The organism is Nocardia nepalensis (assembly GCF_048910785.1).
In the GTDB taxonomy this organism is placed as follows: domain Bacteria; phylum Actinomycetota; class Actinomycetes; order Mycobacteriales; family Mycobacteriaceae; genus Nocardia; species Nocardia nepalensis.
Genome location: NZ_JBKBET010000003.1, coordinates 213,750 through 229,637, shown reverse-complemented (window position 1 = coordinate 229,637; position 15,888 = coordinate 213,750). Strand labels below are relative to the sequence as shown.

Genomic DNA, 15,888 nt, shown 5'->3' with positions numbered 1-15,888 from the left:
TTCCATTGCGTCGGTTACCGGGCTCCCCCGACTCCCCGACTATTTTGCCGGTTGTGGGTGCCCGATAGCCTAGCGTCGCGAGCCGCCGGTTCAGGTGTAAATCCGGGTTGGCGGTACCCGACGAGTTACCCATGCGCATGCGAAATCAGTTGCCCGGTTTCCGGGCGACGAATGCCGATAGCGTGGGATTTCGTGGCATTTCCAGGGGTTTTGGTGATCCCCGCTGGGAGTCGTCTCAGAGGTTGCTGGGAACGCCACGCAACTTGTGCGCAGCCAGCGCCCGTCGCGACACACGTGCGGATACCATTGCCAACCGTGCCCGACGTCGCTACCGCTGTCTTGACAAAACCGCCCGCCGCGCCGGAAGTCGCAGCGAGTGACTTCCGAACCGCGCGCATCGTCGCGCTGATCACCGGTGTGCTCGGCGCGCTGTTCGCGCTGGCAGCTCCGTTCTTACCGGTGAGCCAGACCACGGCGGCGCTGAACTGGCCGCAGGGTGGCGCACTCAACAGTGTGCAGGCCCCGCTGATGTCGCAGGCGCCGATCGACCTCGATGCCACCATCCCGTGTTCGGCGATCGATCAGCTGCCGAGCTACGGCGGAATGCTGCTGGCCACCGCGCCGCCGCAGGGCGACCGGGCATCGCTCGAGGCGATGTTCGTGCGGGTCTCGGACACCTCGGTGGACGTGGTCGACCGCAATGCCGTGGTCGCCTCCGCCGAGCGCGCGCAAATGGGCGGCTGTAGGTCGATCAGCATCAATTCCGATATCAATCGGACCAGGGCGTCGTTCGACGGCCTGACCACGCTGATCGAGCGACCGGTCGAGGGTGGGGCGCCCGGGGCCACGCAGAAGGTCTCGGTGCCGGTCGAGGGGCAGCTCAACGGTGATCTGCGGCCGCAGGTGGTCGGCGTCTTCACCGATCTGAAGGGCGCGGCGCCCAGCGGGCTGTCTTTGCACATGACCGTGGATACGCGGTTCTCCTCCAGCCCGACCCTGGTCAAGTTGGTCGCGATGATCGCGGCGGTGCTGTGCACGCTGATCGCGCTCGGCGCGCTGGCCAGGCTGGACGGCAGTGACGGGCGCGGGCACCGCCGGTTCCTGCCCGCCAACTGGCTGAAGCCGACCTGGGCGGACGGCGCGGTCGTCGGCACGCTGCTGCTGTGGCATTTCGTCGGCGCCAATACCTCCGATGACGGCTACATCCTGAGCATGGTCCGGGTGGCGCCGCACGCGGGCTATATGGCCAACTACTTCCGCTGGTACGGCGTCCCCGAGGCGCCGTTCGGCTGGTACTACTACGTCATCCAGGCCTTCTCGGAGATCTCCACCGCGAGCCCGTGGGTCCGGCTGCCCGCGCTGTTCTGCGCAATCCTGTGCTGGATGGTGATCAGCCGCGAGGTGGTGCCCCGGCTCGGGCGCGGCGTGCGCAATAGCAAGGTGGCGCTGTGGACCGGTGGACTGGTCTTCCTGGCGTTCTGGCTGCCGTTCGACAACGGCCTGCGGTCCGAGCCGATCGTGGCGCTCGGCGCGCTGCTGACCTGGGTGTCGATCGAGCGGGCCATTGCGACGGGTCGGTTGTTGCCCGCGGCGGTGGCGATTCTGGTGGCCGCGTTCACACTGGCGGCGGCGCCGACCGGTCTGATGTGTGTGGCGGCGCTGCTCGCCGGTATTCGCCCGCTGGTGCGGATCGTGGTGCGGCGGCATCGGCAGTTCGCCGCGCAAGGTGTCGGCAAGTGGGGTTCGACGCTGCCGTTGCTCGCACCCATCGCGGCGGCGGGGCTGCTGGTGCTGATCGTGGTCTACACCGACCAGACCTTCGCCGGTATCCAGGAGGCCAACCGGGTGCGCCAGGTGACCGGGCCGAACCTGGCCTGGTACGAGGATTACCTGCGCTACTACTACCTGTTCGTGGAGACCGTCGACGGTTCGCTGTCGCGCCGGTTCGCCTTCCTGATCATGCTGCTGTGCCTGTTCACCACCATGCTGGTGTTGTTGCGGCGCAGGCAGGTTCCCGGTATCGCCAGCGGTCCGACCTGGCGGCTGATGGGCGTGGTCTTCGGGACCATCTTCTTCATGATGTTCAACCCGACGAAGTGGACCCACCACTTCGGCGCGTACGCGGGCATCGCCGGGTCACTGGCCGCGGTCACCGCGGTGGCGGTCTCGGCAAGTGCGTTGCGGGCCAGGAAGAATCGGGCGATCTTCCTCGCCGGATTGCTCTTCGTGCTGGCGATCGCGTTCTCCGGCATCAACGGATACTGGTATGTGTCCAGCTTCGGCGTGCCGTGGTTCGACAAGCGGATATCGCTGCACGGCTACCAGTCGAACACGCTGATGCTGGTGCTGTTCGGTCTGGCGCTGGCGCTGGTTGCCTGGGCCGCGCTGCGTGAGGACTACACCCGGCCACAGCCCTCGGCGAAGTCGGTGCGCGGCAAGCGGATTCGCAGATTCGCCGCCATCCCGCTGACCGTGGTCGCCGCGCTGATGGTGCTGCTCGAGGTGTCCTCGCTGGTGAAGGGAGCCGTGTCGCAGTATCCGGCGTACTCGCTGGCCCGCTCGAATTTCGATGCGGTCGGCGGGAATTCGTGCGGTCTGGCCAATGACATCCTGGTGGAACCGGATGTGAACAAGGGCAATGGCATGCTGACCCCGATCATCGATCCGGAGAACCCGCCGAAGAACGGTGATCCGCTGGCCGGGGCCGATCCGGTCGGCTTCGACCCGAACGGTGTGCCCGAAAAGCTCAGTGCCGACACCATCGAGGTGAAACCGGGTACCGGCAACACCTCCACCCAGTCGGTCGGTCCGGTGGGTGCGGACGGACAGAACGCGGGCACCGACGGCGGCTACGGCGCGACCGGTGTCAACGGCAGCCGGGCCACCCTGCCCTTCGGCCTCGATCCGGCCAGCACGCCGGTGATGGGCAGCTACCAGCAGGGCGTGCAGCAGCCCGCGCATTTGGTGTCCAGCTGGTACCAGCTGGCGCCGCGCTCGGATGACCATCCGCTGGTGGTCATTTCGGCCGCGGGCCGCATCCTGTCCGTCGACGACACCGGCGATACCAAGTACGGCCAGTCGCTTACCGTCGACTACGGCAAGCACCTGCCCGACGGCAGCGTGCAGATGCTCGGCACCTACCTGCCGCGCGATATCGGCCCGTTCCCGTCGTGGCGCAATCTGCGCGTCCCGCTCGACGAGATCGCGCCCGATGCCGACGCGGTGCGCATCGTCGCCAATGACCCGATTCTGATCGGCGATCAGTGGCTGGCGTTCACCCCGCCGCGGATGCCGAAGTTGGCCTCGCTCAACAGTTTTATCGGCTCCGAGCAGCCGGTGCTGCTGGACTGGGCGGTCGGACTGCAGTTCCCGTGCCAGCGGCCGCTGGACCACAAGAACGGCGTGGCCGAGGTGCCCGGTTACCGGATCCTGCCGGACCGGCCGCTGGCCATCAGCTCGACCAACACCTGGCAGGCCGAGGAATTCGGTGGGCTCCTCGGCTTCTCCCAGATGCTGGCGAAGTCGAGCACCATTCCGACGTATATGAAGAACGACTGGGCGCGGGACTGGGGTTCGCTGGAGCGCTACGACCAGTACTACCCGAACGCGGTTCCGGCGAAGCTGGATACCGGTAAGGCCGACCGTTGGGGATTCTGGTCGCCGGGACAGCTGCGGGTGTTCTAACTCCTACCGACACGGGCCCGTCGAATCGGAACTCCATCGATTCGGCGGGCCTGTTCTATATCTAAATGCGACCGCACGGAATGTTTGTCTTAGTGCGGCGCTGTTCGGCATGCGCGAACTCATTGTCTATTTGTGAGCGTGCCCACTCGATAGCGCGGATGTGCCCCGAAACGCGTGTGGCCTGCATTTACGTGTTCTTGACGGCAAAAGGCCGCCGCAACGGCGATTCGCGCCATTGCGACGGCCGGGTGGTCGGTTGGGTTGGTTGTCGGCGGGGCTCAGACCTTTGTCATACGCAAGCCGAGCTCACGACGGAGGATTTCTTGGGAGGGTTGGCGGGATAACACGCGCAGCACTGCCGGTCGGAGCTCCCGTTGTTCATCCTCGGTGAGCAATCCGACGAGGTCGCGCAGATCCATATCATCGAAGGCCGCGGTCATGATTTAAAGATTACGGTCAACTCCGCCGCTGGGAAGGATTTCGTGGTCAACATTTACGACATGGTCACGCTGGTTCACGGTCGTAACGTGTGCGGGCCGTGAGCACTTCGTCCATACGCTCTTCGGCCCACGTTTTTATGGCGCACATCACAGGTAGCAGGCTGTGGCCGAGCGCGGTGAGTTCGTAGTCGACGCGGACGGGGACCTCGGCGGTGATCCGGCGTTCCAGCAGGCCGTCGCGCTCCAGGGTGCGCAGGGTTCGGGTGAGCATTTTGGGGCTTACGCCCGAGATGATCCGGTTGATCTCCGCATACCGCAGCGGTCCGTTCGCGAGCGCATTGAGCACCAGGCTCACCCATTTGTCGCTGATCCGATCCAGTAGCTGGCGCGTGGGGCATTCCGCCACGTAGGCGTCGTATTGCTGTTTTGCCTGGTTACGGCGTTGCGCTGCCGTTGTTGTCGCCATCGACTTCCCTCGTTACACGTTACGCACCTTGGGGTAACTACTATCCAATGGATAGTAGTGCGTCCTACGTTTGTCGACGAAACGTGTATCCCGACAAGCGATGAGGAATGCCATGCGCGCAGTAGTAGTTCGCCGGACCGGCCCCGAGGCTGTCGCGGAGGTCATCGAGGTGCCGACGCCCGAGCCGGGACCCGGCACGGTCCGGGTGAAAGTCGCTGCGGCAACGGTCAATCCGGTGGATCTCATGGTTCGCAACGGTGTCGGCGGCACGCCCTTCGCCGCCCCGCGCGACCAATGGGGTATCGGTTGGGATGTCGCCGGAGTTATCGACGCCATTGGTTCCGGCGTCGAGGAATTCACCCTGGGCCAGCCTGTGATCGGTATCAGCGACCGACTGGATGTTTCCCTCGCCGCCCAGGCCGATTACGTCATCTTGGCAGCCCAGAACATCGCTCCCGCACCGACTTCCGTCCCGCTGACGGCCGCCGCCACCATCCCGCTCAACGGACTGACCGCAGTCCAAGCCCTCGCCGCCCTCGACCTGACCCCCGCCGACTCGCTGCTCATCACCGGCGCGGCGGGCGCGGTCGGCGGATTCGCCGTCGAACTGGCAGCTGCGCAGGGTATTCGAGTGATCGCCGCCGCCTCGGCTGCCGACGAACCCGGCGTGCGCGCCCTCGGGGCTTCCGATTTCATCCCCCGCGAGGCGGACCTCCCCGACGCCGTGCGAGCCCTCGTCCCCGGCGGCGTAGCCGCGGCCCTCGATGCCGCCGCTCTCGGCCCGCAAACCCTCGCCGCGGTCCGAGCGACCGGCCGCTTCGTCTCCATCAGCGTCCCCGCCACCCCGATCCCCTTGCGCGGCACCAAGGTAACCACCGTCCTGGTCCACGCCGACCGCCCCCAACTCGACGAACTCGTCGCTTTGGTCGACAAGGGCCGACTCACCCTCCGCGTAGCCGAAACCTACCCCTTGGACGCGGTAGCCGCCGCCCACCAGCGCCTCGCAGCAGGTGGTCTCCGCGGCCGCCTCGTCCTCATCCCCTGACTCCCTGAAACGGCCTGGAAGTACGACAACGGCCGCGGCAAGCTCGACGCGCCGAAGTCCGAGCGCAGCATGACCGGCACGTTGGCGCCCGCGCTGAAACGGGCTATCGGGCGCGGATTGGGTCAGACTTCTTCCAGCCGTTGACCGATTGCACGGTGGTGGCGATCGTCGCGGGAGTGGCGGTGGGGGCGTAGGGGGTGAACCTTTCGAGGGAGCCCCAGTCTCGGGTCCAGTTGTGGTCGAGATAGGTGGGGATGGTTTGGGATTTCAGGAGTAGACCGGTCCAGCCGAGGGGGCCGCCGCCGATATCGTCCTGCCAGGCATTGGAGGCGTCAGAGCCGACGCGGTCGGGCAGGATGCGCCAGTTGGGGGCCTCGGCGACGCCGTCGTGGTGGTCGAATGGGCGCTGGCACGGGAAGGCGAGGCCGACGTGCCAGTCGAGCAGGACCGGAGCGGTCTGGCCGACAACGGAATTCAGGGTGGCCAGCTTCGGCAGCCGGGGCGGGGTGACGGCCAGCCACTGCTTCTGGGTGATGTCGTTATCGACCGCGACCAACCGGACCGCGTTCACCCCGGCGGGCAACTTGTCCAGCGGCACACGCAGATTGCGCCAGGACGGGGCGGGCCCGATATCGAGCGGATCGACCGAACCGAGCGTCTGCACCTCGCCGTCCGGTCCGCGGACGCCGTATTCCAGGTGCAGTTCCTGGCCGTAGGTGACCACGCCGTCGGCGTCGACCGAGCGGATCCGGCCCGCCGCGGTAATGGCGAGCACCTGGTAGGCGGGATCATTGCGCATGCTGTCGGTCAGGTCCAGCCGGTACCACTGCGAGGTGAGCTTGGCCTGCTGCTGCTCGCTCTCCTGATAGCTGCCCATGATCGGGGTCCGCGCCGGATCCAGTCCGAATGGCAATGCCACTGTGCTGCTGTTGATTCCGGCCTGCAGGCTGGTACCGCCGCCGGTGCCGGCACCGGTGGTGTTGGTGGTCTTGTTCTTCGAATCCTTGTTCACCGAATTCGCACCACCGGTGACCGTTTCCTCGGCATCGGCGGTGAGGTCGGCGGCCACCCCGTTCGGGGTGAATCCCTTCGATTCCGCGGACAATCCATCGGCGGGGGAGCCGGTGTAGGGGAGCAGCATCGAGTCCGCGGTGTCGGTTTCCACCAGCACCTCGTTGGCGAGCGCGCACGTATTACCGCTCAGCGATTGGAGATTCGACTTCGCGATCGAATACGCCGGGTACTGGGTGACCGCCGCCTTGGCCAGCGAGGCGACCTCGAACAGTACGAGCAGCGCGGCCGCGATCGTCAACGGCGCCGAGGCATAACGCTCGAAACGGCCTGGTGCGTCGGTCTTCTCGCGGTACGGCTCGCGATAGTGCAACCACACCGCGGCCAGCAGCGACACCCCACTGAGTCCGAGGAACAGCGTGGACAGGCCCTTACCCGCGATCAACGGCGCCTTATCCCACCACGGCACACCGTAACTGGACACGTACCACCAGCCATTGGACCCGGTGAAGGTGATCGCCAACAGGAACAGCACCGCCGCCGCGAACAGCGCCCGGTTGCGCGGCGAGCGAATCCCATTGGTGCCCACCGCGACCGCCGCCAGCGCGGCCAGCGACCCGGCCAGCCCGGCGTATACGCCGAAGTGGTGGGTCCATTTGGTCGGCGTGAACATCATCAGCAGCAGCGAGGCGAATACGATCCCGAGAATCCGCACCGACGGCCCACGCGACGTGCCCGGAATCCGCCCCTTCCGCAGCACCTGCAGCACACAGACCAGCAGGCACAGCAGCATGACCAGCACACCGAAGCGCCGCGCCAGCGATCCGTCCGGCGAGAGCATCAACAGCGAATCCCACCGCGTCCGCTCGTCGAACCAGGCCACATTCGGCCCGACGAGTGTGCGCACCCGGGTCGCTTCCATGACCGTCGCCAGCGTCTGATCGGCGAAGACGACCACCAGCACGAGAGTTCCGGCGGCGAGACCGGGTGCCAGCAGTGCGGAATGGCGGAAGAGCGTGGCCAGACGTGAGGTGCTGCGGTCGGTCACCGCGGCCGATTCATCCGCCGCCAACGTGCCCGCGGCATCGCGCGCCCGCCGAATGATGATCTGCAGCACCGGCCGCGACCCCGCGATCAGCGCCGCGACACAGATGAGTCCGGTCGGCCCGGCCGCCAACGAGAATCCGGCGATCAGCACACCGACCGCGGCGGGCAGCAGCCGCCCGGTCGCAATCGCCCGCTCGATCGAGCACCAGGTCAGCAGCGCGCCCGCGGCGATCAGCGGTTCGGGCCGCAACCCGTTGTCATAGGGCAGCCAGAAGGCGAGGAAGACCAGACCGGCCGTCCACAGCGCCACCTTGTGCCTGCGTACCCGAGCGCCCAAGCGCGGCAGCACCTCTCGGCTGATCACCATCCAGCACACGATCCCGGCGGCCAGCGTGGGCAGCCGCATCCACGGGCTGGCGTCGGAGACCTTGGTCATCCAGGCCAGCACCTCGTAGGACCAGCCGAACGGCGCCTCGGGCACCGCGAACCAGCGGTAGTAGTTGGCCATGTACCCGGAATGCTCGGAGGCGCGGGCCATATTCAGGATGTAGCCGTCATCGGAGGTGTTGGCGCCGATGATGTGCCACAGCACCAGGATGCCGAGCACCGCGGCATCGGCCAGGGTGAACCGCCACCAGTGCGCGGGCAGGAAGCGACGGGCCCGTCGGCCGTCGGCATTGTCGAGCAGATGCAGTGCGATCAGTGCGATGACCGTGCAGACCGCGGCGGCGACCATTGCCGCGAGCTTCAGTGCGGACGGCGTCGAGGAGAAGCGCGAGTCGATATCGGCGTGCAGTTTCGCGCCGTCGAGTTTCCCGGCGTCCAGGTCGGTGAAGACGCCGACCACCTGCGGACGGATATCACGGGTGATGGTGTTGCGGAACGGCGTACCGTCCTGGCGTTTCGCACCGGCGAATTCGACTGTGGTCGCGGCCACGGTCGAGTCGATGGTGACGGCCTCGCATCCGGCGATCTCCGCGACCGGCGCGGACAGCAGCGGAATATCGCGCTGCAGCACCGAGAGCGTGCCATCGGCGACCGAGACGATCAGCCCCTTCGCGCTGGCCTTGCCCGAGGCGACCGGAATGGTCGACAGCACCGTGCCCGGCCCGGCGGCGGTGACCACCGAGCACGGCAGCGTCGCATTCAGCCGCAGCGGCACATACGACACCAGCGGCGCCTCGACGCTGGTGCTGCCCGCCTGCGGCCAATCGAGCGCGGCCTGGTCCTGTTTCACCGGCAGCAACGGCGTCAGCAGCGCAAGCACGAATCCGAGGAGCCCGGAGACGAGGGCGATAAGGCGGTTGCGGGTGAACGCCGCAGAAGTTCGGTCCGGTCGCACGAGGGACCATGCTAACCACCCGCGCCGGTGACCCCTGCCACCGAGATGATCCACCGTTCGCAGCACTGGTCAGCGCAGCGGCCGGACGTCCCAGAGCCACACGTCATCGACCTGTCGTGGGGCGGCGCCGAGCAGTTGCGTCATGGTGGAGCGCAGCACCTCGGAGTTCTTGGTCGCGGGCAGCACGACCACATCGGCCTCCCAGAACCGCAGATCATCCGAGGCCTGTGCCCGGGTCTCGGCGTCGATGGGCGGGACGACGCCGGTGTCCTGGGCGCGCACCAGCAGGGCGGTGGTCGGACGGAAGTCCGGTCCGTAGATGCCCTTCTTTTCCGCACCGGTCGGGCCGACGAAGTAGCCTCCGGCGAGCGCGAAATCGAAATTCGCGTCGGCCTGCCAGCGCAAGGCCTGCGCCGCGGGGGGTCGCGGTGGCGGCACCATGACGACCGAGCCGCCACTCACGTACTGCCGGACGGTCCCGTCGGCGAAGAACTCCGGTGTCGGCGCCCGCTCGATCACCGGCAGGACGGTCGGGGTGAGCGGTATCAAGGCCAGGGCGAGCGCCGGGAACCAGGCCAGCGGCCGCCAATCGACCGGTGACTGCCGCCACGACGTGACCGCCCGCTGCGTCGCCAGCGCTAGCACCGCCGCGATGGCCGGTATCGCCGCCATGGTCAGCCTGGTCTCCAGCACGGTATTGAGCAGCGGGATCTTCTCGGCCCACCGCCAGGGCAATTCGATCCCGGTCGACTGCTTGCCGAACATGGCCACCGCACCCAGCGACAGCAGCCCGAAGACCGCGATCACCACAGCCGCGGACCGGACCACCCGGTCACGCCACAGCAGCGCCACCGTCACGACCAGCAACAGCAGCAGCGGCCAGCCGAAATAGGCGTTCTGTTCGGTGTCGTTCATGGACACGTACTGGCCGGGTGCGAACATCCCGCCGAGCGATTCGGCGGGGAATTGCACGATGGCCTTGAGATCGTTGCCCATCGGCCCGTGATCGATCGAGCGATAACTCTGCGGCCCGAAGAACTGCCACCACAGCGGAATCTCGGTGAGCATCACGGTGATCACCGCTGCCAATGCGATGGTCGGGGTGAGGGCGCGCACGACCTGCCAGCCGGTGCGCGGCGCGTGCAGGTAGTACGCGAGGGCGAAAAGTCCGAAGGCGAGCGCGAAGATCAGCAGTGGTTCCTCGCCGAGCGCGATCTGCGTCGCGACCAGCAGGCCGAGCGCGACCGCATCGCGAACCCGCCTGCGCGGCTCGGCATTCTCGGTATCCGTCGCTCGTCGCGCCATCCGGATCAGCAGCAGTGCGATGACCGGAAGCAGCACCAGCAGAACGAAATTCGGGTGCGCGTTGGCATGCGAGATCATCGCGGGCGCGAAACCGCAGAACAGCCCGCCGATCCCGGCGGCCAGCCTGGATTCCACCAACTCCCGCGAGAACAGCCAGTACCAGGCGAAGGCCGTGCAGGCGAGCCCGAGCGTGAGGACGAGCACGAAGGTGACCGTCGGCCCGAACAACAGTGTGACGGGCGTCAACGGCACCCCGACGCCGAACATGGCCGTATTGGCCATCATGTTCACCCCGGCCGGGAAGTTCTGCAGATTCGTGCCGAGCGGATTCTGCAGATGCGCCACCGAATGCGCGGTGACCGCGAAGAACCACTCCCACATGGTCTGGTCCTGACCGCTCTTGATCAGGTATCCGCTGTGTGTATTGCGCCACTGTCCGGACAGCACCGTGACGGCCAATGCCAGATACCCCACCGAAACGACCAGATCACTGCGATCGACCCGGATCCGTCTCCGACTCCGCTCGGCCGTTCGCTGATCCGGTCTAGCCCCGCCAGCCGGTGTCGATCCCCTGGTAACGACGCCTACTGCTGGTGGTGCCTCGACCCGCAAAACAAACTTCTCCCGTAAATGGTCAGATCAGCCGTCCACCGTACCCAAACACCCTGTGCACCGCCTGGCAACGTCCGCGCGCTGCCGTTGGTCAATGGGGGGTTCGGTTGGCCGGTCCCCGGCAAGTTACCCATGTGCTCGAATAATCATGCGTCGAGACGACGAGACAGACCGTCCGCAGCGATAGCGCCGATGAACCCGGCGGGGTCAGCGATTGACCACGACCAGGGTGAACGGGCCGATGTCGGTGGTGGTGAAGTGCGGGTCCGCGAAGAGCTTCTTGGGGAAACTCACGGTGTAGCGCTTCACATTGGGGTCGTTGGGGTAGACGTCCTTGGCCAGGCGCAGGGTGTAGTCGTCGCCGCTGCTGCGGAAGAGGAAGGCGTCCGGTGCCCGCCACGGGCTCTTGCCGAGGGCATCCACCAGCGCGGCGGATGAGTTCAGCTTGCTCCAGGCCTCGATGGTCGCGGCGCGGCCCGCGAAATCGGCGAGCGGGTTCGCGTAGTGCGAGGTGAGCGCCTGGAAACCGTAGTACGGGTAGAAGGACAGGAAGCTGGTGTCGGCGGTGAGTACCACCGAATCCGACCGCGACCTGCCGGTCTGCGCGAGCAGTGCCGCATCGACCTCGCGGTAGAACGCCGCCGCACCCGGAGCCCGCTTATCGGCGCGCTCACCGTTGCCATCGGTATCGGTGTAGGCGGTGGTGATCTCCGGCTTCAGTACCTGGGGGATGTCCTGAGTGAACGTGAGCGCACCGATGACGGCGACCACGACCACGGCGATCCGGAACCCTCTCGACTCGTTCAACGCCCGGTAGGCCTCCCGCGCACCCTCCACGAATCCGAACGCCCCCGCCGCCGCCAGCAGCACCTCGAGCACCGGCGTCAACCGGAACGAGAGCAATGTCGTGCCCGCAGCGGTCGCCGCCATCGACAGCAGGCACCACAAATAGATGGCCACCACGCCGATGCCGAGCGCCTGGGCCCGCCGCGACGATGCCGCTCGCAGCACCAGCCACGCCGTCCCGATCAGGAAGAACGTACCCGTCGGCGAGGACTCCGCCATCGGGAATGGCAACTGCGCCCCACCTTCGGGCAGATAGTGGAACGCCGTCCCCGAACGCGGCATCGTCCCACCGAGCATCTTCAACACGAACGGCAGCCACACGACCAGCGCCACCACACCCGCGACCGCCCCGATCACCACCAGCCGTACCAGCGGTGGCACCGCCGCCCGCCATGCCGAACCCGATCCGCCCGCGCCGCGCCGGGCCCGCACCGCGAGCCCCGCCGAAACCAACCCCATCAGCCCGACCGCAAAGGCCGCGACCGCGAAATACAACGTGTAGAACGAAGCCGCCATCCCGAGAAACAGCCCGGTCCCGATCACCGCCCCCCAGCCGCCGGCCGTTGCGACACTCCTGGTACCGCCCGCCGTCGCGGCGCTGCCTGCCGCACCACTGCCCGCAGCGCCTGCGCCGGCTGATGTGGCGGCGTCTTCCGATGTGGCGGCACCATCGGTCACGGAGGCACCAACTGATGCGGCCCTGCTGCCTGCCGCTCCTTCACCAGTTGACGCCCCAGCACCACTCGATGCCGCAGCGCGAACGAAGGTCAGCTCGAGCGGCCGGTACAGCGCTCCCCACGCGAGGATCAACGCGGGCGGCAGCAGCAGCACGATGACCGCGCTGTAGGCCTCCGGTGCCGCGTATGCCACCGCCACGGCGGTTGTCGCCGCGCTGACTCCGATTGCCCAGTCCGCGCGAATCAGTTTGGACCACAAGACGAACGCGATCACCGCGACCACCGCGAGCGATCCGATCGCGTACGGTTTGAATGCCGCCCAGCCGTCCATGCCGAGCACATTCGCCACGCGGCCGCCGATCCAGAACCATCCGGCCGGGTAGAACGGGGGCAGGTCGGCGTAGGTCATATCGTGCAGGGCCGCGCTGTCGGTCAGCCGGGTCAGATATTCGGTGCGGAACTCCTGATCCACCGATACGCCGAACAGATACAGCTTCGTCGCGGCCAGCGGCATCCCCAGCGTCACCGTGACGAACGTCGAGATCCCGACCCACGACAGCGCTTTCGCCACCCACGGCCACCGCCGCGCCCGCACCAGCCAGATCGCCAGGCCCAACAGCGCCGCGGCCCCGACCTGCCCGACCGTGGTCAACGACCTGGTCACATTGGACGAGTTGAACGCCGGCCACTGCACCATCGAGAACGCCACCAGCCCAACGGTGGCCACAACCACCGCCACCACGGCGGCCAGCAGCGCTTCACCCACCCCGGAGCCGATATGCCGGATCAACAGCGAGCCTCGGCCGCGCTCCGGTGCGGAGTGCTCGGCGCGTTCTGCCGTGACTGTGCTCAACGGAGTGCTCCTTCGACAATGCGACGGCTCGAGGTCGGCTCCGAACTTGCCACGCCGCCCGTCCGCTCGTACGGGCAGGGTGCCGAATACCGCATCGACCGGTCCCGGCGAACCGCGACGATGGTATCCACGGAAATGGCACGGTGGCGTGCGCTGTTGTCGGACTTGCTGTCCCGTCGGCACCGAATCCGCCGGGCGGCCACGGAACCGTGTGTTGCGGATATAGACGAGCCGCACCTGTCCCGCGCAAACGCGTGCGCGGTGGACGAGGTGCGGCTCGGTGAGATCAGATGGGCAGCTTGCGGAAGATCGGGCGCGGAATGTGGCGCAGGATCATCATCACGAAGCGGAAGGTGCCGGGCGCCCAGACGAGTTCCTTGCCCCGCTGCGAGGCCGAAACCGCCAGTGCCGCAATGTCTTCCTTGTTGACGGTGAGCGGAGCCTCTTTGACGTGCGCCGAGAACCTGGTCCGCACCATGCCCGGCCGGATCACCAGCACGCGCGGGCCGTGCGGCCGCAGCGCCTCGCCGAGCCCGAGGTAGAAGCCGTCCAGCCCCGCCTTGGTCGAGCCGTAGACGAAGTTCGAGCGGCGCACCCGCTCACCGGCCACCGAGGACATGGCGATGATCCGCCCGAAGCCCTGCTTCTTCATCTTCTCGCCGACCAGGACACCCACGGAAACCGCCGCGGTGTAATTGATTCCGGCGACCTGCACGGCCTTGCGCTGGTTCTGCCACAGCTCTTCCGGATCGCCGTCCAGTGCGAACGCGACGATGGCGACGTCCACATCGCCCCCGTCCCAGGCGGCGTCGATCACCTTCGGGTGGCTCTCGGTATCGAGCGCGTCGAAGTCGATGACATCGACCTGGGTCGCGCCCGCCGCCTTCATCTCGGCGACGGCGTCCTCGCGCAGCGGATCACCCGGCAGCGCGGCCAGGATGATGCGCGCCGGACTCTTGCGCAGATACTCGGCGCAGATCGCCAAGCCGATCTCCGAGGTCCCGCCGAGCAGCAGGATGGTCTGCGGATTGCCTACGGCATTAATCACTGGAGCTCCAGCCTTCTCGCCATATCGGACATGAAAACGCCTGTGGGATCGACACTTCGGCGGATCTTGATCCACTCGTCGATCCGCGGGTACATCTGGTGGAAGGTCTCCGCGGTGGTGCGCGAATCCTTCGCGGTGTACAGCCGCCCGCCGAACTCCATGACGCGGCGGTCCAACTCGCTCACCAACTCGTTCAGACCCGGCTTGATCGGGAAGTCGACGCAGATGTTCCAGCCCGGCATCGGGAAGCTCAGCGGTGCCGGGTTACCCGGTCCGAACAGCTTGAAAACGTTCAGCGCGGAGTAGTGCCCGGACGCCTGGATATCGATGATGATCCGCTTGAATTCCTCGACCGCCTCGGTCGGCACCACGAACTGGTACTGCAGGAATCCATTGGAACCGTAGCCGCGGTTCCACTCCGCGATCATGTCGAGCGGGTGGTAGAACTGCGTCAGATTCTGCACCTTGCCGGTGTAGTTGCCGCCCATGGCGTAGTACGCCTCGCCGATGGCCTGGAGGGTGAACTTGTTCATCGTCCAGTTCGGGAAGATATCCGGCACCGTCATCAGTTGCGGCGCATCGAATTTCAGCGGCTTCTTGCGCAGGCGCTTGGGCAGTTCGTCGACCTTGGCCAGGCGGCCGCGGGTGATGGTGGCCCGGCCGAGCTTCGGCAGCGGGCTGATCACGTCGAACCACGCGCTCGAGTAGGTGTAGTTCGCCTCGCTGCCGTCGCTGTGCGCCGCGATGGTCTCGTCGAGCGTGGTGGTCTTCACGCCGTCGTTGAGGAAGTACGCCGTCTCGGTCGGCGCCATCTCGATGGTCGCGCGCAGGATGATGCCGGTGAGTCCGTTGCCGCCGACGGTCGCCCAGAACAGCTTGGCATTGCGCTTGGGCGTGATGTGCTGCACCTGCCCATCGGCGGTGAGCAGATCGATCGAGCGCACGTGGTTGCCGAAGCTGCCCTCGCTGTGATGGTTCTTGCCGTGGATATCGGAGGCGATGGCGCCGCCGATCGTCACCTGCCGGGTGCCCGGCAGCACCGGAACCCACAGCCCGAACGGCAGCGCCGCCTTCATGAGCTGGTCCAGGCTCACGCCGCCGTCCACATCGACGATCCGGGTGTCCCGGTCGATCCGGTGGATGTTGTTCAGCGCCGTCATATCGACGACCAGGCCGCCCGCGTTCTGCGCGTGATCGCCATAGGAGCGCCCCAGCCCGCGCGCGATGATGCCGCGACGCAGGTGGGCCGGCTTGGAGTCGTTGTCCTCGGCGACCATGGCGACGGCCTTGGCGATCAGTTCGGGATCGCTCGTCGAGAGCACTTCGGAAGATGTTGGTGCGGTGCGACCCCACCCGGTCAATGTCTTGGTCCGCGTCGGCAGCGTGAAGGTGCCGTCGGCGACATCGCCGGAGTTACCGGTTGTGGTGGCGGTCGGAGCTTTCGTGGACATCGGCATAGAGGCTACATGCATGAGCCGATATCCGGTCGGCGTCGCCGTACTCCCCAGTATG

At 66.8% G+C, this 15,888-nt stretch carries 9 protein-coding genes; 2 read left to right on the top strand and 7 right to left on the bottom strand.

Features of this window, described 5'->3' with window-relative positions:
* The first annotated feature begins 315 nt into the window (after positions 1–315).
* On the top strand, positions 316–3,684 hold the full coding sequence (locus ACHQ4I_RS01570; protein ID WP_420769825.1) for an arabinosyltransferase domain-containing protein: 3,369 nt from the start codon (positions 316–318) through the stop codon (positions 3,682–3,684).
* Between the two features lie 278 nt (positions 3,685–3,962).
* Here ACHQ4I_RS01570 and ACHQ4I_RS01565 read toward each other — a convergent pair whose 3' ends face one another.
* Both ACHQ4I_RS01565 and ACHQ4I_RS01560 read right to left on the bottom strand, forming a co-directional pair.
* A complete protein-coding gene (locus tag ACHQ4I_RS01565) occupies positions 3,963–4,124 on the bottom strand; it encodes a hypothetical protein (protein WP_420769824.1) in 162 nt (53 codons plus the stop codon).
* Positions 4,125–4,188: 64 nt separating this feature from the next.
* Positions 4,189–4,590: a winged helix-turn-helix transcriptional regulator gene (locus ACHQ4I_RS01560; RefSeq protein ID WP_420769823.1), complete on the bottom strand. Its 402-nt coding sequence runs from the start codon at positions 4,588–4,590 to the stop codon at positions 4,189–4,191.
* A 112-nt stretch (positions 4,591–4,702) separates the two neighbouring features.
* On the opposite strand from ACHQ4I_RS01560, the gene ACHQ4I_RS01555 reads away from it, so the two are divergent.
* Positions 4,703–5,635 carry an NADP-dependent oxidoreductase gene (locus ACHQ4I_RS01555; protein ID WP_420769822.1) on the top strand — a complete coding sequence of 311 codons (933 nt, stop codon included), beginning with the start codon at positions 4,703–4,705 and terminating at the stop codon, positions 5,633–5,635.
* 103 nt (positions 5,636–5,738) lie between these two features.
* Here ACHQ4I_RS01555 and ACHQ4I_RS01550 read toward each other — a convergent pair whose 3' ends face one another.
* The 5 genes from ACHQ4I_RS01550 to ACHQ4I_RS01530 form a co-directional block, all read right to left on the bottom strand.
* Positions 5,739–9,035, bottom strand: coding sequence for an arabinosyltransferase domain-containing protein (locus tag ACHQ4I_RS01550; protein ID WP_420769821.1), 3,297 nt, complete (start codon positions 9,033–9,035; stop codon positions 5,739–5,741).
* A 69-nt stretch (positions 9,036–9,104) separates the two neighbouring features.
* The gene (locus ACHQ4I_RS01545) at positions 9,105–10,814 is read right to left on the bottom strand and encodes a glycosyl transferase (protein WP_420769820.1); all 1,710 of its coding nucleotides are present in this window, start codon (positions 10,812–10,814) and stop codon (positions 9,105–9,107) included.
* A 345-nt stretch (positions 10,815–11,159) separates the two neighbouring features.
* Positions 11,160–13,265, bottom strand: coding sequence for an arabinofuranosyltransferase (locus ACHQ4I_RS01540; RefSeq protein ID WP_420770163.1), 2,106 nt, complete (start codon positions 13,263–13,265; stop codon positions 11,160–11,162).
* 349 nt (positions 13,266–13,614) lie between these two features.
* The gene (locus tag ACHQ4I_RS01535; RefSeq protein WP_420769819.1) at positions 13,615–14,376 is read right to left on the bottom strand and encodes a decaprenylphospho-beta-D-erythro-pentofuranosid-2-ulose 2-reductase; all 762 of its coding nucleotides are present in this window, start codon (positions 14,374–14,376) and stop codon (positions 13,615–13,617) included.
* Entirely contained in the window at positions 14,373–15,827 is a 1,455-nt protein-coding gene (locus ACHQ4I_RS01530) for a decaprenylphosphoryl-beta-D-ribose oxidase (RefSeq protein WP_420769818.1), read from the bottom strand. The genes ACHQ4I_RS01535 and ACHQ4I_RS01530 overlap by 4 nt, the downstream gene beginning before the upstream one ends.
* Positions 15,828–15,888: the final 61 nt, after the last annotated feature.